Source organism: Pseudomonas chlororaphis subsp. aurantiaca (assembly GCF_013466605.1).
Taxonomy (GTDB): Bacteria; Pseudomonadota; Gammaproteobacteria; order Pseudomonadales; family Pseudomonadaceae; genus Aquipseudomonas; species Aquipseudomonas chlororaphis_I.
The window spans coordinates 6,333,919-6,353,669 of sequence record NZ_CP059162.1; the positions used below are offsets into that span (position 1 = coordinate 6,333,919).

General features: G+C 62.5%; 18 protein-coding genes. 8 read left to right on the forward strand and 10 right to left on the reverse strand.

Going from position 1 to position 19,751, the window contains the following annotated elements; all coding sequences use genetic code 11:
- Nucleotides 1–2: 2 nt before the first annotated feature.
- Entirely contained in the window at nucleotides 3–503 is a 501-nt protein-coding gene (gene rloA2, locus H0I86_RS29055; RefSeq protein ID WP_009051216.1) for a retropepsin-like aspartic peptidase RloA2, read from the reverse strand.
- A gap of 213 nt (nucleotides 504–716) precedes the next feature.
- On the opposite strand from rloA2, the gene yihG reads away from it, so the two are divergent.
- Nucleotides 717–1,604: a 1-acylglycerol-3-phosphate O-acyltransferase, YihG family gene (gene yihG, locus H0I86_RS29060; protein WP_180923067.1), complete on the forward strand. Its 888-nt coding sequence runs from the start codon at nucleotides 717–719 to the stop codon at nucleotides 1,602–1,604.
- On the opposite strand, the gene H0I86_RS29065 is transcribed toward yihG, so the two are convergent.
- Nucleotides 1,605–2,177 carry a DUF2780 domain-containing protein gene (locus H0I86_RS29065; protein ID WP_180923068.1) on the reverse strand — a complete coding sequence of 191 codons (573 nt, stop codon included), beginning with the start codon at nucleotides 2,175–2,177 and terminating at the stop codon, nucleotides 1,605–1,607.
- Nucleotides 2,178–2,497: 320 nt separating this feature from the next.
- Here H0I86_RS29065 and H0I86_RS32305 point away from each other — a divergent pair, with 320 nt between their 5' ends.
- The 3 genes from H0I86_RS32305 to H0I86_RS29085 are packed head-to-tail and all read left to right on the forward strand — an operon-like array spanning nucleotide 2,498 to nucleotide 4,602.
- A complete protein-coding gene (locus H0I86_RS32305; protein WP_081359560.1) occupies nucleotides 2,498–3,076 on the forward strand; it encodes a PAAR domain-containing protein in 579 nt (192 codons plus the stop codon).
- Between the two features lie 9 nt (nucleotides 3,077–3,085).
- Nucleotides 3,086–4,039, forward strand: a complete 954-nt coding sequence (locus tag H0I86_RS29080) for a CHAP domain-containing protein (RefSeq protein ID WP_180923069.1) — start codon at nucleotides 3,086–3,088, stop codon at nucleotides 4,037–4,039.
- A complete protein-coding gene (locus H0I86_RS29085; RefSeq protein WP_162096227.1) occupies nucleotides 4,036–4,602 on the forward strand; it encodes a hypothetical protein in 567 nt (188 codons plus the stop codon). The genes H0I86_RS29080 and H0I86_RS29085 overlap by 4 nt, the downstream gene beginning before the upstream one ends.
- A 62-nt stretch (nucleotides 4,603–4,664) precedes the next feature.
- Here H0I86_RS29085 and fdhA read toward each other — a convergent pair whose 3' ends face one another.
- The 8 genes from fdhA to H0I86_RS29125 form a co-directional block, all read right to left on the reverse strand.
- On the reverse strand, nucleotides 4,665–5,864 hold the full coding sequence (gene fdhA / locus H0I86_RS29090; RefSeq protein ID WP_009045939.1) for a formaldehyde dehydrogenase, glutathione-independent: 1,200 nt from the start codon (nucleotides 5,862–5,864) through the stop codon (nucleotides 4,665–4,667).
- A 195-nt stretch (nucleotides 5,865–6,059) separates the two neighbouring features.
- Nucleotides 6,060–6,917, reverse strand: coding sequence for a formyltetrahydrofolate deformylase (gene purU / locus H0I86_RS29095; RefSeq protein ID WP_180923070.1), 858 nt, complete (start codon nucleotides 6,915–6,917; stop codon nucleotides 6,060–6,062).
- A gap of 144 nt (nucleotides 6,918–7,061) precedes the next feature.
- The gene (locus tag H0I86_RS29100; protein ID WP_180923071.1) at nucleotides 7,062–7,694 is read right to left on the reverse strand and encodes a sarcosine oxidase subunit gamma; all 633 of its coding nucleotides are present in this window, start codon (nucleotides 7,692–7,694) and stop codon (nucleotides 7,062–7,064) included.
- 172 nt (nucleotides 7,695–7,866) lie between these two features.
- Nucleotides 7,867–10,884 carry a sarcosine oxidase subunit alpha gene (locus tag H0I86_RS29105; protein ID WP_180923072.1) on the reverse strand — a complete coding sequence of 1,006 codons (3,018 nt, stop codon included), beginning with the start codon at nucleotides 10,882–10,884 and terminating at the stop codon, nucleotides 7,867–7,869.
- Entirely contained in the window at nucleotides 10,881–11,210 is a 330-nt protein-coding gene (locus tag H0I86_RS29110) for a sarcosine oxidase subunit delta (RefSeq protein ID WP_009051222.1), read from the reverse strand. The genes H0I86_RS29105 and H0I86_RS29110 overlap by 4 nt, the downstream gene beginning before the upstream one ends.
- Nucleotides 11,211–11,224: 14 nt before the next feature.
- Nucleotides 11,225–12,475 (reverse strand): sarcosine oxidase subunit beta family protein, encoded by a 1,251-nt coding sequence (locus H0I86_RS29115; RefSeq protein ID WP_009051223.1) that lies wholly within the window; start codon nucleotides 12,473–12,475, stop codon nucleotides 11,225–11,227.
- A 23-nt stretch (nucleotides 12,476–12,498) separates the two neighbouring features.
- Entirely contained in the window at nucleotides 12,499–13,752 is a 1,254-nt protein-coding gene (gene glyA, locus H0I86_RS29120) for a serine hydroxymethyltransferase (RefSeq protein WP_180923073.1), read from the reverse strand.
- A 455-nt stretch (nucleotides 13,753–14,207) separates the two neighbouring features.
- Nucleotides 14,208–14,951, reverse strand: coding sequence for a TraX family protein (locus H0I86_RS29125; RefSeq protein WP_180923074.1), 744 nt, complete (start codon nucleotides 14,949–14,951; stop codon nucleotides 14,208–14,210).
- 224 nt (nucleotides 14,952–15,175) lie between these two features.
- Between H0I86_RS29125 and H0I86_RS29130 the strand changes: the two genes are divergently transcribed.
- From H0I86_RS29130 to H0I86_RS29145, 4 genes are all read left to right on the forward strand, one after another.
- Nucleotides 15,176–16,216 (forward strand): threonine aldolase family protein, encoded by a 1,041-nt coding sequence (locus H0I86_RS29130; RefSeq protein ID WP_180923075.1) that lies wholly within the window; start codon nucleotides 15,176–15,178, stop codon nucleotides 16,214–16,216.
- Between the two features lie 168 nt (nucleotides 16,217–16,384).
- Entirely contained in the window at nucleotides 16,385–17,830 is a 1,446-nt protein-coding gene (locus H0I86_RS29135; protein ID WP_180923076.1) for a purine-cytosine permease family protein, read from the forward strand.
- On the forward strand, nucleotides 17,827–18,651 hold the full coding sequence (locus H0I86_RS29140; RefSeq protein WP_180923077.1) for a nitrilase-related carbon-nitrogen hydrolase: 825 nt from the start codon (nucleotides 17,827–17,829) through the stop codon (nucleotides 18,649–18,651). The genes H0I86_RS29135 and H0I86_RS29140 overlap by 4 nt, the downstream gene beginning before the upstream one ends.
- A 137-nt stretch (nucleotides 18,652–18,788) precedes the next feature.
- Entirely contained in the window at nucleotides 18,789–19,613 is an 825-nt protein-coding gene (locus tag H0I86_RS29145) for an SDR family oxidoreductase (RefSeq protein WP_180923078.1), read from the forward strand.
- The last annotated feature ends 138 nt before the right edge of the window (nucleotides 19,614–19,751 follow it).

Sequence of the window (19,751 nt, forward strand, 5' to 3'; positions counted from 1 at the left end):
AATCAGCAGTCGGGCTTGTCCGCGGTAAAACGCCGGGCCGGGTTCACCGCGGCGCCGAACTCGCGCAAGGCTTTGGCGCCGATCAGCAGCGGGTAATTGAAGCTGCTGCGGTCGGTCAGGTTGACCTCGACGGTGCGCTTGACGTTGCCCAGGCACATTTCCAGATCGACCACCGGACGCTTGGCCACCTGGGCCTCTTCCTTGTCTTCGTCTTCATCGGCGCGGCTCTTGATCTTGCTGATCCGCGCCACCTTGTGTTCGTAGACCTTGCCGTCGGCGTCCTTGGTCGCCAGGCGGAAGCGCACCCATTCCTCGCCATCGCGGGTAAAGGTCTCGATATCCTTGGCCGACAGCGAGGCGGTCAGGGCGCCGGTGTCCATCTTGGCCTTGAGGGTTTCGCCGATTTCCGGCAGTTGAATGTATTCGTAGCGCCCGTAGAGGGTCGGCTCGGCGGCCATGACCGGCAGCGCCAGCAGGGACAGGAGTGCAAGGACGGATTTCACGTGAGCAGGTTCCTTGGAAAGTGGGCAGCAGGATTTTAGACCGTGGCCGGGCAATTGGTTCGCCTCGCGAGAAAACCCGGAAACCGCCACGGTCGGCGAAATTGACCGCCAGCATATCCCCGTATACGTGAAACATTCGTCAGCACATCAGGATTTGGCCTGCCTGGCGAAGGTGCTTATCATGGCGCGCCCAAACGCTTGCAAGAGTTCCTTATGCGCCGCCTGCTCACCGGCTGTTTCGTCACCCTGTTGCTGTTGCTCAACACCCTGGTCCTGTTCGGGCCGCTGATGGTGTTCGCCCTGCTCAAGCTGGTCCTGCCAGGGCGCCTGCGCGACCACGCGTCGAAGGCGGTGATGTGGATTGCCGAAACCTGGGCCGAAATCGACAAACTGATCTTCGCCCTGTGCATTCCCACCCAGTGGGATATCCGTGGCGGCGACGACCTGCGGGTCGACACTTCTTACCTGGTGATCAGCAACCACCAGTCCTGGGTCGACATCCCGGCGCTGATCCAGACCCTCAACCGCCGTACCCCCTTCTTCAAGTTCTTCCTGAAAAAAGAACTGATCTGGGTGCCTTTCCTCGGCCTCGCCTGGTGGGCCCTGGATTACCCCTTCATGAAGCGCTACAGCAAGGCCTTCCTGGCCAAGAACCCGGAATTGCAAGGCAAGGACCTGGAAATCACCAAGGCCGCCTGCGAGCTGTTCAAGCGCCAGCCGGTCACCGTGGTCAACTACCTGGAAGGCACCCGCTTCACGTCGGCCAAGCGTGAGCAGCAGCAATCCCCCTTCAGCCAACTGCTCAAGCCGAAGGCCGGCGGCGTGGCATTCGTCCTGGCGGCCATGGGCGAACAGCTCGACGCCATCCTCGATGTGACGGTGGTCTATCCGCAGCAGAAGATTCCCGGTTTCTGGGACCTGATCAGCGGCAACGTGCCGCGGGTGATCGTCGATATCCAGACCCGTGAGCTGGATCCGACGTTGTGGCGGGGGGATTACGAAAACGATCCGGCGTTTCGCCAGACCGTCCAGAACTGGGTCAACCAGCTCTGGACCGAGAAGGACCAGCGCATCGACGCCTTGCGCGCCGAGCGCCGTTGATCAGCTGCCGCTGCCGACGCCCCAGATCCCACCCAGGCTGTTGAGCAGCGAACCGCCCACTCCTTGCTGACCCAGGTATTGCAGGATCACCGGGGCGAACTGGCCGATCATGCCACTGTCCATGCCCAGGGCGCTGAACGCGCTGTTCAAGTCATTGGTGTTCTGCACGTTACCCAACGCATTCTCCAGGCCGGCGGTCTTGCTGCCACCGCTCTGCCCCAGCAGGCCACTCAAGGCGCCCAGGCTGCCCAGCGCGTTGCCGCCCGAGAGCTTGTCCAGCCCCGGAACGCTTTGGCTCAGTTGCGAGTAGTCGGTGCTGCTCAGCTGGTTCTTCGCCAGGCCCAGCATCGCACCGGTACCACCGATGGCCTGCTCCGGCGTGACATCCAGTTGCGAGAGCGCACTGAGCAGATTGGCGGTCTGCGAGGTTGGAGCGGCAGCGGCGGCCTTGTCGCCCCCCTGCATGCTGGACACCGCATTGGCGGCATCGCTCAGGCTGAAGCCTGCGGCAAAAACCGGGCTGGCACCCAGGGTCAGCAACGTAGCCAGTGCAACACTGCGGGAAATTTTCATCGAGACAACCTCTTGAGCATGAAAACCACCCGATATTGGGTGGGAAAAAGCAGCCATTTGACTGATGGCCAATAGGAATGTTCCCGGTCGCGAGCAAATCCCCGAGTAACTATAACGAGGTGGAAAATGCAGTGCCCCGGACTGCAATTGAGCGTACATCATCACCAGCTCACGGTTTTGAAACTGGAGCGAATACTGCTTTTTGGAATGGTGCGATTAACCACCGGTCTCGAATACTTGTCACGTATAGATACAAAACCGGCCTTGAAAATAGATTAAGCGACGTGTGAGATCCGGGCTCGTTAAATGGGAGGGAGCCCATGTCATCAGCTGATCCACGAAAGCTAGCGTCCAAGGGAGGTCCTACCTCTACTGGCGGTGTCATTCTTGAGGGAAACGACGGTATATACATAGAGGGCCGAATTATCAGTTCGGTTGGCCAACTGGCCAGTTGCCCGGTTTGTGCCGCTGGAAAGGGCCCTATTGTTGCCGTAGGAGAAAGGACGGTCTACCTACCGGCGGGTCCCGCCGCACGGGAAGGAGACTATGTTGCCTGTGGCTGTCCCCCCTTCACCAATACCCTACTCACACAACAACACAGCGGACTTGCTGGCGTAGGTCACTCTGCTCCAGTGGGTAGCGGGATAGCTTTGCTTTCTAGCATAAGCCTTCCAAAAAGCCTACAAGTCATCATTGAGCGCCAGGATGATATAGAGAAACCTGGGCTGGCCTACAAGATAAAAGATAAAGACCAACTTACCTTATTCAACGACGATACTTGCCAAAAAACCGGAGAGGGAAAAGAACACCCCGTCGAAGACTACTCCTCCTGCGACACTGTTTTTGTGGGCGATGACTCGACTTGGGAGTTTTTCTCCTACGAAGAACCTATTGAATAAGGTGCCTCAATGAAATCAGAAATCACATTGGTTTTTAAAGACTTCCTGATGGATACGCCAGATGGCGTGCATTTCAAGCTTCTTATAGACAACAAACCCATCGATAAAAAAATCACCAACAAACAAGAGTCGACGATCACCTACACTTTGACCGCCCGTAAACTCGAGACGACTGTCAGAGGCCCTGACAATGCAGCTTTGACTACCATTGAAAGCAAGCCGAAATATGAAGTTTCCTTGCTTATCGTTAGTGCCGCTGGAAATAAGAAAGCCATAGGAAAAGCCACGCTAACCGCAGGCAATCGGTTAAATCTGGTTGCGGTATCTCCTTGGACGAAAATCCAGCTATCGGCTCAGGACACGCCATCGAATGATAACTTCTACTCAGTAGAATACGGAGTAAAGAATAATAACAATGAAATCAGAACGGTAAAAATCGCCGTTCATGACATACCTAGAAAAATATTGATGAAAGCACTTTCTCATCGTGGTTCGACCGATTGGGCAGGACCAAAAGAAAAAGAATCGCTACCTCATCCAACTCTAGAGAAAACCACCTCATTCAAGAAAAACACTAACAAATGCAACTTATTCGTTTACGACGTTCTCACTTCTGTCGGTATTTCCGTGGCGCTCATTGAACATGGTCGACTGACATGGCTTCCAGGCAATGGTAGCCTGAGTCCGCCCCTGGCTGCCGAATGGGGTAATCCTGACAAGTTACTCAATAGCTGGAAAGTAGAGACGCAACCGCTACCTGGCGATATTGGTGCTTACACCGCCAATTACTCAAACGCGAGTGGTCATGTTGGCTTTGTCGTTGCCAAGGGTGTTTGTGTATCTGCAGGCTGGTTAAAGGTTGAGGTCAATGATGCAGGTTTCCGAAACTTCAATGGCACCGCCTCCAGAGGGGACCATGACTTTACTGTTTTCCGTCGCTACAAACACAGCAAACCACAATGAAAAAAATCCTGTATCCACTCTTGACCATTGCACTCATCTCCATCGTAGCCTGGCGCGTCTGGTCGCCGGTCGATGATTTGGCCTGTGCAGGCCAAACCGTAGCCAACGGCCCGCTGAGTCGTTTCGTTACCGACTACTTCAAGCAAGGCGATGGAAGAGCCTGGCAAGAAGACACCAACGTCTTCGATATCCTCGCCGAACCCACGGCCAGCAGCATCACCCAGCAGCCGCAAGCGTATTACTGCGAAGCGCTCGGTCTGCTTGAAAGCCCGACACGCACACAGTCGGAGAAGGTCTATACCTCGATCCTGATGCTAAAGCTGCCCATCGACTATTACCTGAGCCTCATGGATCACAGCCACAGGTTTTATAAAGAGGGTCGGATTGATGACACGGTACTGGGGTTCGTTCTTAAACCAAGAGGAACCGCACTCAATTATTGGTGGCTTCCACAATGGCGCTCTCGCTTCAACCGAGATGCACCGTCTGTGTTTCCTCCACCCGACATTGCAGAAATATTGTCGGGAAAGTACTGGCTCCACTATCCGGGCACAGGTTTCTGAACATCGAAAACAGCCATAAAAAAGGGCGACCCGAGGGTCGCCCTTTTTGCTGCGCTGAAGGCTTACGCCGCGCTGAACAGCTTGTGCGGGTCGATGACGAATTTCTTCGGCACGCCGGCGTCGAATTCGCCGTAGCCACGCGGGGCGTCATCCAGGCTGATGACCTGCACGCCGACCACTTCGGCGATGTTGATGCGGTCCCACATGATGGCTTGCATCAGTTGGCGGTTGTACTTCATCACCGGGGTCTGGCCGGTGTGAAAGCTGTGGGACTTGGCCCAGCCGAGGCCGAAACGGATGCTCAGGCTGCCCATCTTGGCCGCGGCATCCACCGCGCCCGGGTCTTCGGTGACGTAGAGGCCTGGGATACCGATCTTGCCGGCGACCCGTACCACGCCCATCAACGAGTTGAGCACCGTGGCCGGCGCTTCGTGCTGGGCACCGGAATGGCCATGGCCGCGGGCTTCGAAGCCCACCGCGTCAACCGCGCAATCCACTTCCGGCTCACCGAGCAACGCGGCGATCTGTTCGTGCAGCGGGGTGTCCTTGGACAGGTCGGCGATTTCAAAGCCCTGGGCCTTGGCGTGGGCCAGGCGTACCGGGTTGACGTCGCCGACGATCACCACCGCCGCGCCCAGCAGACGGGCGGACGCAGCCGCGGCCAGGCCTACCGGACCGGCGCCGGCGATGTAGACGGTGCTGCCCGGGCCAACGCCGGCCGTTACCGCGCCGTGATAGCCGGTCGGCAGGATGTCGGACAGACAGGTCAGGTCGCGGATCTTCTCCATCGCCTTGTCGCGGTCCGGCAGTTTCAGCAGGTTGAAGTCGGCGTACGGCACCAGCACGTATTCGGCCTGGCCGCCGGTCCAGTCGCCCATATCGACGTAGCCGTAGGCACCGCCGGCGCGAGCCGGGTTGACGGTCAGGCAGACCCCGGTGTGTTGCTCCTTGCAGGAGCGGCAGCGCCCGCACGCCACGTTGAACGGCACCGAGACCAGGTCGCCGAGCTTCAGGTTCTCGACATCGCTGCCCTTCTCTACCACCTCGCCGGTGATTTCGTGACCCAGGACCAGGCCGACCTGGGCAGTGGTACGGCCGCGCACCATGTGCTGGTCCGAGCCGCATATATTGGTGGATACCACGCGCAGGATGACGCCGTGCTCAATCTTCCTGCCGCGCGGGTCCTGCATTTTTGGATAGTCGATTTTCTGTACTTCGACCTTGCCATTGCCGAGATACACGACACCACGATTACCAGACATGCTTTCACCTCGCTGTTGTTTTTATGAAACCGCGTTGCCGGAAAAAGGCAGCGCGTAGAGTGCTCGGGTACAGATGCTGTTTCGTCTTCAAAATCACTACGCTGTAGCCGCTGCCGCAGGCTGCAATAAGGTCCGAAGGGCCTTCCAGGACCCTCCCCTACGGGGTCGATCGCAGCCTTCGGCAGCGGCTACAGGTCATAGAACCACTGTTCGATTGGCGTTGAGGAACACCCGCCGTTCGATGTGATAACCCACGGCCCGCGCCAGGGTCAGGCCTTCGATATCGCGCCCCTTGGCGATCAGGTCCTCGGGGTAGTGACTGTGGTCCACCACTTCCACGCCCTGGGCGATGATCGGGCCTTCGTCCAGGTCGTTGTTGATGTAGTGCGCGGTAGCGCCCACCAGTTTCACGCCCTTGTTGTAGGCCTGGTGATAAGGCTTGGCGCCCTTGAAACCGGGCAGCAGGGAATGGTGGATGTTGATCGCCTTGCCATCGAGCTTGCGGCACAGCTCCGGCGACAGCACTTGCATGTAGCGCGCAAGGATCACCAGTTCGGCGCCGGACTCCTCGATCACCTGCCACACCTGACGCTCCTGGGACGGCTTGTCGTTGGGGTCCAGGGGGAAGTGGTAGTACGGGATCTGGTGCCAGTCGGCCAGGGGCTTGAGGTCCGGGTGGTTGGACACCACCGCCACCACCTCCATCGCCAGCTGGCCGATGCGCTGGCGGTAGAGCAGGTCGTTGAGGCAGTGATCGGCCTTGGAGACCATGATCACCACTTTCGGCCGATGCTGCGGCGGGGTCAGCTCGACGTTCATGTCGAAGGCCCGGGCGCGTTCGGCCAGACCGTCGCGCAGGCCCTGCTCATTGAAATCCTCGGGCTGGCGAAATTCCACGCGAATGAAAAAACGCGCCGAAAGCCGGTCATCGAACGAGTGGTGCTCAGTGACATAGCAGCCCTGCTCGAACAGAAAGCGGGTCACCGCATCCACCGTGCCGAGCACGCTGGGGCAGTCGGCAGTCAGAATCCAGGTATCGGGTGCGCGGCTCATGCGGGGTGACTCCTGTTCGTAAGTACACTTCTGTAGCCGCTGCCGCAGGCTGCGATAAGGTCCGAAGGACCTTCCAGCGCCCTTAAGAGCGACACCCCCTGCGGGGTCGATCGCAGCCTGCGGCAGCGGCTACAGGGATTTGTGTTACGCCTGGATGCTGAGGCCGTATTCGGCGGCGGCATCCTGCAGCCACAACCACCAGTAATCGGAGAAGCTGCGGCGGATCACCAGTTCCCAGGTGTCTTCGCCCATGCGGCGGATCACCAGTTGCGACTTGGCGAACACGGTGCCGACAGCCTTGCCCACCGGGAAGTTGTTGGGGTGCACGTCGTAGCTGGTGGACTTCATCAGCACTTGGCGCACATTCGGGCCGGACAGCTCGAGGATCTGCTGGCCGCCACTGACGTTGACGATCTGGATGTGCAGGTTGCCCAAGGCTTCGCGCAATTTTTTCTCGGCGGCGAATTCTTCACCGCTCGGCACCACCAGCAACCACTCGTCCGGCCCCATCCACTGCAGGCTGGTTTCGCCCTTGGCGACCACGGTCAGGGCCACCGGCAGTTCCAGGCCCAGGGCCTTGTGCACGCCGGAAGCGAAGGCCGGGTCATGCGCATCGCCACGGATGGTCAGGTGGCCGAGGAGTTTTTTCTCGCGCAGGGTCACGCCTGCGTTCTTGCGGCCCTTGCCCACCAGGCTGGCGAGATCGGCATGGTGCAGCGACGACTCGGCTTTGGCGCCAGTGGTCGGGCGCTGTTGGTAAACGTTGACTGCGGTCATAGAGCACCTGTCTTGAAATTCTGTTGTGCGAAAACCACCGATCCTGTAACCGCTGCCGAAGGCAGCAATAGGCAGGGGTCGCGCTCGACTCGAAGAACCTTCCAGCGCCAGTAAGAGCGGCGCCTGCTTCGCAGTCGTACGCAGCCTGCGGCAGCGGCTACATGGACCTTTGTTAAACGTTCTGGCGATCGCCTTTCGGATCGAAGAACACCGAAGAAACGATTTCCGCCTCGATCACCGTGCCGTCGGCCAATGGCGCGAACACCCGCTCGCCCATCCGCTTCAGGCCACCCTTGACCACGCCCAGGGCAAACGAATACCCCAGGGAGTTGTGGGCATAACTGGAGGTCACGTGACCGACCATGCTCATCGGGATCGCCTGCTTGGTGTTGAACACCAGTTGCGCGCCTTCCGGCAGCCACTGGTTCGGGTCGATCGGCTTCAGGCCCACCAACTGCTTGCGCTGGTCGCGCACGCAGTCTTCGCGGTTCATGCCACGCCAGCCGATCCACGAGAACGGCTTGGTGCGACCGACGCACCAGCCCATGTTCAAGTCGTCCGGGGTCATCGAGCCGTCAGTGTCCTGGCCGACGATGATGAAGCCCTTCTCGGCCCGCAGTACGTGCATGGTTTCGGTGCCGTACGGGGTCAGGTTGTACTTCTTGCCAGCCTCGACGATCTGCTCCAGCACGCCCATGGCGTAGTCGGCCTGGACGTTGACTTCGTACGACAGCTCACCGGTGAAGGAGATACGGAACACTCGCGCCGGCACGCCGCCCACCAGGCCCTCTTTCCAGGTCATGAACGGGAAGCCGTCCTTGTCCAGGTCGATGTCGGTGACTTCGCTGAGCAGCTTGCGGCTGTTCGGCCCGGACAGGGTCATGGTCGCCCAGTGGTCGGTGACCGAGGTGAAGTACACCTTGAGGTCCGGCCATTCGGTCTGCTGATAGATCTCCAGCCATTGCAGGACGCGCGCGGCGCCGCCCGTGGTGGTGGTCATGATGAAGTGGTTTTCGCCGACGCAGGCAGTCACGCCGTCGTCGAAGACCATGCCATCTTCCTTGCACATCAGGCCGTAGCGCGCCTTGCCCACGTCGAGCTTGGTCCAGGCGTTGGTGTAGATGCGGTTGAGGAACTCACGGGCGTCCGGGCCCTGGATATCGATCTTGCCCAGGGTCGAGGCGTCGAGCAGGCCGACGCTGTCACGCACCGCCTTGCACTCGCGCTTGACCGCGGCGTGCAGGTCTTCGCCGTTCTTCGGGAAGTACCAAGGGCGCTTCCACTGGCCGACGTCCTCGAACTCGGCGCCGTTCTTCACGTGCCACGCATGCAGCGCGGTGAAGCGCACCGGCTCGAAGATGTGCCCGCAGTGACGACCGGCCACGGCGCCGAAAGTCACCGGCGTGTAGTTCGGACGGAACATGGTGGTGCCCATCTGCGGGATGCTCACGTTCAGCGAACGGGCCGCGATGGCCAGGCCGTTGACGTTGCCAAGCTTGCCCTGATCGGTACCAAAGCCCAGCGCGGTGTAGCGCTTGACGTGCTCGACCGACTCGAAGCCCTCGCGGGTCGCCAGTTCGATGGCGGCGGCGGTGACGTCGTTCTGCAGGTCGACGAACTGCTTGGGTGCCCGCGCGGTGCCCTTTTCATGGGGCACCTGGAACAACGCCAGGGTTGGCTCTTCCAGACGGCTCAGGGCCTTGGGCAGTACCGCTTCCACGGCCTTGAAACCCGCTTCGCTGGCCGCGCGCACGCCGCCTTCGAAACCGTCGGCCAGGGAATCGCCGAGGCTGTAGACGCCGTTGATGCCGCCGACGCACACACGTTTCTGCGGTGCTTCGCCCGGTACGAAACCGAGGATGTCTTCACGCCAGATCGGCTTGCCGCCCAGGTGCGACGCCAGGTGCACCACCGGGCTGTAGCCGCCGGAGCTGGCAATCAGGTCGCAGTCCAGCCACTCGCCGGGGCTGGTGACTTTGTGCGCCTTGACGTCGATCGCCGCAACGCGAGCGCCGGTCACATGCTTGCTGCCACGGGCTTCGATGACCGCACTGGAGGTGAGGATGCGAATGCCCTTGGCGCGGGCTTCTTCCACCAGCGCACCGCGCGGGTTGTGACGGGCATCGGCGATGGCTACCACTTGCAGGCTGGCGTCGAGCCAGTCCAGGGCCACACGGTAGGCATGGTCGTTGTTGGTGCTCAGCACCAGCTTCTTGCCCGGTGCCACGCCATAGCGGCGCACGTAGACCGAGACCGCGCCGGCCAGCATATTGCCCGGCACGTCGTTGTTGCCGTAGACCAGCGGACGCTCGCAGGCGCCGGTGGCCAGCACCACGCGCTTGGCACGCACCCGGTGGATGCGCTGGCGTACCTGGCCGATCGGCGCGCGATCGCCGAGGTGGTCGGTCAGGCGCTCGTGAATGGTCAGGAAGTTATGGTCGTGGTAGCCGTTCACGGTGGCCCGTGGCAGCAGGGTCACCTCCGGCAGCGACTTCAGCTCGGCAACCACGGTGGCGACCCACTCGGCCGCCGGCTTGCCGTCCAGGCTTTCGCGGCTGTCCAGCAGGCTGCCGCCGAATTCTTCCTGCTCGTCGGCGAGGATCACCCGCGCACCGCTGCGCGCGGCAGCCAGGGCCGCGGCCAGGCCGGCAGGGCCGGCGCCGACGATCAGCACGTCGCAGTGCTGGTTCATGTAGTCGTAGGTGTCCGGATCGTTCTCGGTCGGCGAGCGACCCAGGCCCGCGGCCTTGCGGATGTACTTCTCGTAGGTCATCCAGAACGATTGCGGGTACATGAAGGTTTTGTAGTAGAAGCCCGGCGGCATCAGCTTGCCGCCGACCTTGCCGAGAATCCCCATCATGTCGTTGTTGACGCTCGGCCAGCCATTGGTGCTGGTGGCGACCAGGCCCTGGTACAGCGCCTGTTGGGTAGCGCGCACGTTAGGAATCTGGGTGGCTTCGGTGGCGCCGATCTGCAGCACCGCGTTCGGCTCTTCGGCACCGGCGGCGAAGATGCCGCGCGGCCGGGAATACTTGAAGCTGCGACCGATGATGTCCACGCCGTTGGCCAGCAGGGCAGCGGCCAGGGTGTCGCCTTCGAAGCCTTTGTAGGTCTGGCCGTTGAAGGTGAAGCTGAGGACTTTGTTGCGGTCGATGCGTCCGCCGTTGGACAGGCGATTGGACTGGCTCATACCTTCTCTCCCAGAGCCTGCGTGGCCGCTTTCGGGCTATCGGTCTTGTCGGTGAATTGCGGCTTGGTACCGATCTTGTAGGTTTCGAGAATCTCGTAGGTCACGGTGTCGCGGGTGGCGTTGAAGTACTGACGGCAGCCGGCGGCATGGATCCACAGCTCGTGGTGCAGACCGCGAGGGTTGTCGCGGAAGAACATGTAGTTGCCCCACTCCTCGTCGGTGCAGTTGTTCGGATCCAGCGGACGCGGGATATGCGCCTGGCCGGACGAATGGAATTCCTCTTCGGAGCGCAGTTCGCCGCAGTGAGGACAGAAGATGTGCAACATAGGGATTTCTCCTGTTAGTGGGCGACAGCTGCAGCGCCGTGTTCATCGATCAGCGCACCGTTGTGGAAACGGTCGATGGAGAAAGGTGCGGCCAGCGGGTGCATTTCACCCTTGGCCAGGCTCGCGGCGAATACGTTGCCCGAACCCGGGGTGGCCTTGAAGCCGCCGGTACCCCAGCCGCAGTTGAAGAACATGTTCGGCACTGGAGTCTTGGAGATGATCGGGCAGGCGTCCGGGGTGGTGTCGACGATGCCGCCCCATTGGCGGTTCATGCGCACCCGCGAAAGGATCGGGAACATCTCGACGATGGCCTGGATGGTGTGCTCGATCACCGGGTACGAACCGCGCTGGCCGTAGCCGACCCAGCCGTCGATACCGGCGCCGATCACCAGGTCGCCCTTGTCGGACTGGCTGATGTAACCGTGCACCGCGTTGGACATGATCACACTGTCGATGATCGGCTTGATCGGCTCGGACACCAGTGCTTGCAGCGGGTGCGATTCGATCGGCAGGCGGAAACCGGCGAGCTTGGCCATGTGCCCGGAGTTACCGGCGGTGACCACGCCGACGCGCTTGGCGCCGATGAAGCCCTTGTTGGTTTCCACGCCGATGCACACACCGTTTTCCTTGCGGAAGCCGATCACTTCGGTCTGCTGGATCAGGTCCACGCCCAGGGCGTCGGCGGCACGGGCGAAGCCCCAGGCCACGGCGTCGTGGCGAGCCACGCCGCCACGGCGCTGGACGGTGGCGCCCATCACCGGGTAGCGGGTGTTCTTGGAGCAGTCCAGGTACGGAATCTCGTCCGCCACCTGCTTGGCGTTGAGCAGCTCGCCGTCCACGCCGTTGAGGCGGTTGGCGCTGACCCGACGCTCGGAATCACGGATGTCCTGCAGGGTGTGGCACAGGTTGTAGACGCCGCGCTGGGAGAACATCACGTTGTAGTTGAGGTCCTGGGACAAGCCTTCCCACAGTTTCATCGCGTGTTCGTACAGGTGCGCCGACTCGTCCCACAGGTAGTTGGAACGCACGATGGTGGTGTTGCGCGCGGTGTTACCGCCGCCCAGCCAGCCTTTCTCGACCACGGCGACGTTGGTGATGCCGTGCTCCTTGGCCAGGTAGTAGGCGGTCGCCAGGCCATGCCCGCCACCGCCGACGATGACCACGTCGTAGACCTTTTTCGGGGTCGGCGTGCGCCACATGCGCTGCCAGTTTTCATGGTGGCTGAGGGAGTGCTTGAAGAGGCCGAAGCCCGAGTAGCGTTGCATAGTCATTTACTCCAAAACCGCACTCAGCGATAAACCGGGAAGTCCGCGCACAGGGCCGCCACGTGCTGGGCGACATTGGCCTCGACATCGGCGTCGCCGAGGTTGTCGAGGATGTCGCAGATCCAGCCGGCCAGCTCCACGCACTGGGTAACCTTGAAGCCGCGGGTGGTCACCGCCGGGGTGCCGATACGCAGGCCGGAGGTCACGAACGGCGACTGTGGATCGTTCGGGACAGCGTTCTTGTTCACGGTGATATGGGCGCGCCCCAGGGCGGCGTCCGCATCCTTGCCGGTGAGGCCCTGACGGATCAGGCTGACCAGGAACAGGTGGTTGTCGGTGCCGCCGGACACTACATCGTAGCCGCGTTTGATAAATACGCCGGCCATGGCCTGGGCGTTGTCGATCACTTGCTGCTGGTAGGCCTTGAAGCCAGGCTCCAGCGCTTCCTTGAAGCACACCGCCTTGCCGGCGATCACGTGCATCAGCGGGCCGCCCTGGGCGCCAGGGAATACCGCGGCGTTGAGCTTCTTCTCGATTTCTTCGTTGGCCTTGGCCAGGATCAGACCGCCACGCGGACCGCGCAGAGTCTTGTGGGTGGTGGTGGTGACCACGTCGGCGTAAGGCAGCGGGTTCGGGTACAGGCCAGCGGCGACCAGACCGGCGACGTGGGCCATGTCGACGAACAGCAGCGCACCGACTTTATCCGCGATCTGGCGGAAGCGTGGGAAGTCGAGGGTCTTGGAATAGGCCGAGAAGCCAGCGACGATCATCTTCGGCTTGTGCTCGACGGCCAGGCGCTCGACTTCGTCGTAGTCGATCAGCCCGGTGTTGGTGTCGATGCCGTACTGCACGGCATTGTACAGCTTGCCCGAAGACGACACTTTGGCGCCGTGGGTCAGGTGGCCGCCATGGGCCAGGCTCATGCCCAGGATGGTGTCGCCGGCTTGCAGCAGGGCCAGGTACACGGCGCTGTTGGCCGAGGAACCGGAGTGCGGCTGGACGTTAGCGTAATCGGCGCCGAACAGTTGCTTGGCGCGCTCGATGGCCAGGGCCTCGACCTTGTCCACGTGCTCGCAACCACCGTAGTAGCGCTTGCCCGGATAACCTTCGGCGTACTTGTTGGTCAGGCCACTGCCTTGCGCTTGCATCACGCGCTTGCTGGTGTAGTTCTCCGACGCGATCAGCTCGATGTGATCTTCCTGACGTTGCTCCTCGGCATTCATGGCCGCCAGCAGTGCATCGTCATAACCCTGGATTTGGTCTTGCTTGCTGAACATCGCGTCTCTCCCAGCGGCGGCGGTGCGCCTTTCGTCTCGGTGAGGCACGTACCCTGCGGTAGTGCCCTTTGGATGCGATGGTATGACCGGCGCTGACCGATCAAATGCCTATGGACGCCACGCAAAGGTGCGTTTACGACATGGCCTGGCGCAGAGAGACAAATGCTTGCGCGCGCCACAGGCCGAAGGCTCTAAATCGGTGGCTTGCCCGCGACCGCCAGACCCCGCCACCGACCAGTGGCGCGACAGCTTTCGGGCCTGCGCGCCTGTAGCCGCTGCCGAGCCCGCGAGGCTGCGCTCGGCCGCGAAGCGGTCGTAAAACCAGACAACCTGTTCTTCCAGACATACCGCATGTTCAGGTTTTGCGAGGACTGCGTCGGAATGCCGTCCACCTCGTTCGCAGCCTCGCAGGCTCGGCAGCGGCTACAGGGCGTTCGCAGCGACAACACTCGCCGTCAGGCCAGGAGATTGCGCAGCATCAGCAGCAGGAGGAAATGCCCGGGATACAGGAGATAGGCCCAGCGCCGCATCGGTGGCGGCGAAAAACCGCGCAGCCGCCGCAGGATCGCCAGCCCCAGCCACGGCGCCAGCACGCAGGCGACCAGGGCCCAGGCCGCCACCTGGTTGCCCTGGCGCGCCGCCGGCAGCAGGCTTTCCCACTGATTGGCCGCCAGGCACAGCAGCCCCGGCAGCAGCGCCCAGTACCAGCGGCGCTGCAACACTATTAACAGCGCCAGCGGCAGCAACACGCCGAACAGGCCGAACATCAGGTAGCGGTCGAACAGCCCGCCCAACAAGGCCGCGACGATCCCCAGCCACAGCGCCAGCCCGCCGCGTCGCTGCCAGGCACGGGCCACCAGCAGGCCCAGGGCCAGGGTCGGCAGCACATTCAGGGTATCGGGGTCGGGAATGTACAGCCGGTACGGTACTTCGCTGAGCAGGCTGAACAGCAGCAGCCAGCCCAGGTAACGCCATTGCCCCGCGCCCTCGCGATCCACCGCACCGGCCCGCGCCACATTGGCCGCCAGCGCCAGGCAGAACCAGGGAAACGCCAGGCGCCCGGGCACATACAGCAGATCCAGGCTCCAGCCGACGTAGCGCAGGTGATCGAGCACCATGCAAAGCAGCGCCAGCCACTTGAGCAGGTCCAGGGCGCCATCGCGCCGGGCGACCAGCGGGGTCAGCATCGGGTCTGGCATATATCCTCATGGCCTGTGCATTTTTCACCCATAAACAGAGCGTGTGCTCCCCCGTCAATCTTGGGTAAAGTGGCGCTCCACCGATCTCTGCGGGGCCTGCGCTGTCCTGCTGGCCCAGACCTCGTTGCGGACGCTTTACCCAAGGGCTCCTTACCCAGGAGCGCCTTATCCGGAGCCCTTTATCGAAGGACTCCCCTTTCGGACCCTTAGCACGGAAGACGGCCATGACCGACAAGAGCCAACAATTCGCCAGCGACAACTATTCCGGCATTTGCCCCGAGGCCTGGGCGGCCATGGAACAGGCCAATCGCGGCCACGAACGCGCCTATGGCGACGACCAGTGGACCGCGCGCGCCGCCGATTATTTCCGCAAACTGTTCGAGACCGACTGCGAGGTGTTCTTCGCCTTCAACGGTACCGCCGCCAACTCCCTGGCCCTGTCGTCGCTGTGCCAGAGTTACCACAGCGTCATCTGCTCGGAAACCGCCCACGTCGAAACCGACGAATGCGGCGCGCCGGAATTCTTCTCCAACGGCTCCAAGCTGCTGATCGCCGGCACCGAGAACGGCAAGCTGACCCCGGACTCGATCCGCGACATCGCCCTCAAGCGCCAGGACATCCACTATCCCAAGCCACGGGTGGTGACCCTGACCCAGGCCACCGAAGTCGGCAGCGTCTACACCCCGGAAGAAATCCGCGCCATCAGCGCCACCTGCAAGGAGCTGGGGCTGAACCTGCACATGGACGGCGCGCGGTTCTCCAACGCCTGCGCCTTCCTCGGCTGCTCGCCCGCCGACCTGACCTGGAAAGCCGGGGTCGACGTGCTGTGCTTCGGCGGCACGAAAAACGGCATGGCGGTGGGCGAGGCGATCCTGTTCTTCAACCACAAGCTGGCCGAAGACTTCGACTACCGCTGCAAGCAGGCCGGCCAGTTGGCCTCGAAGATGCGTTTTCTGTCGGCGCCCTGGGTCGGCCTGCTGGAAAACGACGCCTGGCTCAAATACGCCCGCCACGCCAACCATTGCGCGCAGTTGCTGGCCGAGCTGGTGGCGGACATTCCAGGGGTGGATCTGATGTTCCCGGTGCAGGCCAACGGCGTGTTCCTGCAACTCTCGGAACCGGCCATAGCCGCGCTGACCGCCAGGGGCTGGCGCTTCTACACCTTCATCGGTAAAGGCGGCGCGCGCTTCATGTGCTCGTGGGACACCGAAGAAGCGCGGGTCCGCGAACTGGCCGCGGACATTCGCCAGGTCATGGCCGGCTGAAACGCCCTCACTGGCCTGCCGTTTCCTGTCGCGACCAGGAGCGGTGGGCCGGCGCTGCGTGACATCAGTTCACAGATTCCTGAACTGATTATTTCCCTCCACTGATTCAACATCACAGGCGTATATCCGAGACTCCGGGGTCAATTTATAAAAACAAGGCAATACCCCATGACCAGCCTGCCCGCGGCAACGGAAAAAGCCCCGTCACCCAGCCTCAAGATCGAAACCCGTTCCATCGACTACGTGCCGCGCCACGAGCGCCACGGCAAGGTCTGGCACCAGGGACCGTTCTGGTTCACCGGCAACTTCGTCCTGACCACCATGGTCACCGGCTTCACCGGCGCCGCCCTCGGCCTGAGCCTGCACTACTCGATCCTGGCCATCGTCCTCGGCGTCTGCCTGGGCACCTTCTGCATGGCCTTCCACGCCAACCAGGGACCACGCATGGGCCTGCCGCAGATGATCCAGTCGCGGGCGCAATTCGGCCTGCGCGGCGCCATCGTGCCGTTCACCGCGGTGGTCTTCGTCTACATCGGCTTCAACGTGTTCAACGTGATCCTCGCCACCGATGCGATCAACACCGTGGTCCCCGGCGCGCGAGCGCCCTGGTACAGCCTGATGATCATCCTCGCGGTGATCATCGCCGTGGTCGGCCATGACCTGCTGCACGCCGTGCAGCGCTGGCTGACCTACATCCTGATCAGCGTGTTCACCGTGCTGACCATCAGCGCGCTGATGACCCTGCAGGCCGATGCCGCCGTGGCCGACGCGCACTTTTCCTGGTCGGCCTTCCTGATCCAGCTGTCGGCGGCCGCCGGCTACCAGATCAGCTACTCGGTGTATGTCTCGGATTACTCGCGCTACCTGCCGCACAAGACCTCGTCGCGCCAGGTGATTTTCTGGACCTACCTGGGCGCCGCGGGCTCGGCGCTGTGGCTGATGTCCCTGGGCGCCTTCCTGGCGTCCGCCCTGCCGTCTCCGGACGCCATCGGCAGTGTCCGCGAAGTCGGCAACCAGATGATCCCGGGCTTCGGCACCTTTACCGTGCTGATCGCCGTGCCCGCCCTGGTCGGCATCATGGCGGTCAACTGCTACGGCGCGATGCTCACCGGCATCAGCGCCATCGACGGTTTCCTGCAGATCCAGCCGAACCTCAAGAGCCGGGTGGTGGGCATCGCCCTGGTGGCGGTGGTGATTTTCCTGATCGCCATGAACATCCCCGACAGCTACCTGGCGAGCTTCAACACCTTCGTGCTGCTGATGCTGTATTTCCTGGTGCCCTGGACCGCGGTCAACCTGGCGGACTTCTACGTGGTGCGCAAAGGTCACTACGCCATCAGCGATATCTTCAACCCGGCCGGCATTTATGGCCGCTGGGCCATGCCCGGGCTGGTCGCCTATTTCCTCGGCCTGATCGCGATGATTCCGTTCATGTCCCTGAGCTTCTACCAGGGCCCGGTTTCCCGGGCGCTGGAGGGCGCGGACATTGCCTTTGTCATCGGCCTGGCCGTGGCCGGCGTGGCCTACTGGGCGCTGACCCGCGGCCTGGACCTGGACGCCGAACGCCTGGCGATCCAGGCCAGCGAACGCCAACTGGAAGGAGCCGGCCAATGACTGGACTGCCTACCCTGAAAGTCGCCTGCCAACAGATCGCCCCACGGGTAGGCGAGCTCGACTACAACCGCGACCTGGGCCAGCGGGCCATTCGCGAGGCCGCCGCCGAGGGCGCCCAGGTGGTGGTGCTGCCGGAACTGGTGCAAAGCGGCTATGTGTTCGCCGATCGGCAAGAGGCGCTGGCGCTGTCCGAGAGCCTTGACGGGCCGACATTGACCCTGTGGAAGGCCTTGGCTGCGGAGCTGCAGGTGGTGATAGTCGGCGGCTTCTGCGAGCGCCTGAATGCCGGGCAAGTGGCCAACAGCGCCGCGCTGGTCGAGCCCGAGGGGCGGGTGACGGTGTATCGCAAGGCCCATCTGTGGGACCGGGAGAAGCTGGTGTTCACGGTGGGCGACCAGCCGCCACCGGTGGTCGAGACCCGTTTTGGCGCGATCGCGATGCTGATCTGCTACGACCTGGAGTTCCCGGAATGGGTGCGCCTGCCCGCGCTGGCCGGCGCCGCCCTGCTCTGCGCCCCGGTCAACTGGCCGGACGGGCCGCGCCCCGCGGGCGAGCGCCCGGCGGAAATGGTCCGGGTCCAGGCCAACGCCGCGGTCAACCGTATGTTCATCGCCGCCTGCGACCGCTGCGGCGACGAGCGTGGCGTGGCCTGGGTCGGCGGCTCGCTGATCGTCGACGCCGACGGTTATCCGCTGGCCGGCAGCGCCCGTCACCCCCAGCAGCAATTGCTGCTCGCGGAGCTGCCCCTGGCGGACGCCCGGCACAAGCACATCAGCGCCCATAACCATGTGCACCTGGACCGCCGTCCGGCGCTGTACTGAGTCCTCCCCCTGCCGCGGGCAAGGCCCGCGGCCCAGCGCCTTTTCGCCCCCACCCCGCACACGCGCCAGACATGAACTAGATTGACTGGCGAGCCGCTGTACCCGCTCGGATAACGACAATAATCAGGAGCGCATCCATGTCCTTACAAGGCAAGACCCTGTTCATCACCGGCGCCAGTCGTGGCATCGGCCGCGAGATCGCCCTGCGGGCGGCGCGGGACGGGGCCAATATCGTGATCGCGGCAAAAAGCGCCGACCCTCATCCCAAGCTGCCCGGCACCATCTTCAGCGTGGCCCGCGAGGTCGAGGCGCTGGGGGGCAAGGCCCTGGCCCTGCAAGTGGACGTGCGTGACGAAGAGGTGGTGCGCCAGGCCCTGGCCAAGGCCGCCGAGCAGTTCGGCGGCATCGATGCGCTGGTCAACAATGCGGGGGCAATCAAGCTGACCGGGGTGCAGCACATCGAACTCAAGCGCTTCGACCTGATGCACCAGATCAACACCCGCGCCGTGCTGCTGTGCAGCCAGGCGGCCCTGCCCTACCTGAAAAGCAGCGGCGGGCACATCCTCAGCCTGTCGCCGCCGCTGAACCTGGCGAGCAAATGGTTCGCCCAGTACAGCCCCTACACCGTGACCAAATACGGCATGAGCATGCTGACCCTGGGCATGAGCGAGGAATTCAAGAACTACGGCATCAGCGTCAACTCGCTGTGGCCGCAGACCATGATCGCCACCGCCGCCATCGAGTTCCAGCTGGGTTCGCGCGAATCGTTCAAGCATGCGCGCACGCCTGCGATCATGGCCGACGCGGCCCACGCGATTCTCTCCAGCCGCCAGCGCCGCATCACCGGGCGCTTGCTGATCGACGAGGAAATACTGCGCGAACAGGGGGTGAGCGATTTCGCCCATTACCGCTTCGATCCCGACAGCAGCGAAGCGCTGATGACGGATCTGTTTATCGATTGAGCGAGCGGATCAATCTGTAGCCGCTGCCGAGCCCGCGAGGCTGCGAACGAGGTGGGCGGCATTCCGACGCAGTCCTCGCAAAACCTGAGCACGTGGTGTTCCAGAAAGAACGGGCTGTCCGGTTTTACGACTGCTTCG

Coding starts and splice junctions, on each gene's coding strand:
- yihG (WP_180923067.1), top strand. CDS start 717: ATGCGCCGCCTGCTCACCGGCTGTTTCGTCACCCTGTTGCTGTTGCTC.
- H0I86_RS29065 (WP_180923068.1), bottom strand. CDS start 2,177: ATGAAAATTTCCCGCAGTGTTGCACTGGCTACGTTGCTGACCCTGGGT.
- H0I86_RS32305 (WP_081359560.1), top strand. CDS start 2,498: ATGTCATCAGCTGATCCACGAAAGCTAGCGTCCAAGGGAGGTCCTACC.
- H0I86_RS29080 (WP_180923069.1), top strand. CDS start 3,086: ATGAAATCAGAAATCACATTGGTTTTTAAAGACTTCCTGATGGATACG.
- H0I86_RS29085 (WP_162096227.1), top strand. CDS start 4,036: ATGAAAAAAATCCTGTATCCACTCTTGACCATTGCACTCATCTCCATC.
- fdhA (WP_009045939.1), bottom strand. CDS start 5,864: ATGTCTGGTAATCGTGGTGTCGTGTATCTCGGCAATGGCAAGGTCGAA.
- purU (WP_180923070.1), bottom strand. CDS start 6,917: ATGAGCCGCGCACCCGATACCTGGATTCTGACTGCCGACTGCCCCAGC.
- H0I86_RS29100 (WP_180923071.1), bottom strand. CDS start 7,694: ATGACCGCAGTCAACGTTTACCAACAGCGCCCGACCACTGGCGCCAAA.
- H0I86_RS29105 (WP_180923072.1), bottom strand. CDS start 10,884: ATGAGCCAGTCCAATCGCCTGTCCAACGGCGGACGCATCGACCGCAAC.
- H0I86_RS29110 (WP_009051222.1), bottom strand. CDS start 11,210: ATGTTGCACATCTTCTGTCCTCACTGCGGCGAACTGCGCTCCGAAGAG.
- H0I86_RS29115 (WP_009051223.1), bottom strand. CDS start 12,475: ATGCAACGCTACTCGGGCTTCGGCCTCTTCAAGCACTCCCTCAGCCAC.
- glyA (WP_180923073.1), bottom strand. CDS start 13,752: ATGTTCAGCAAGCAAGACCAAATCCAGGGTTATGACGATGCACTGCTG.
- H0I86_RS29125 (WP_180923074.1), bottom strand. CDS start 14,951: ATGCCAGACCCGATGCTGACCCCGCTGGTCGCCCGGCGCGATGGCGCC.
- H0I86_RS29130 (WP_180923075.1), top strand. CDS start 15,176: ATGACCGACAAGAGCCAACAATTCGCCAGCGACAACTATTCCGGCATT.
- H0I86_RS29135 (WP_180923076.1), top strand. CDS start 16,385: ATGACCAGCCTGCCCGCGGCAACGGAAAAAGCCCCGTCACCCAGCCTC.
- H0I86_RS29140 (WP_180923077.1), top strand. CDS start 17,827: ATGACTGGACTGCCTACCCTGAAAGTCGCCTGCCAACAGATCGCCCCA.
- H0I86_RS29145 (WP_180923078.1), top strand. CDS start 18,789: ATGTCCTTACAAGGCAAGACCCTGTTCATCACCGGCGCCAGTCGTGGC.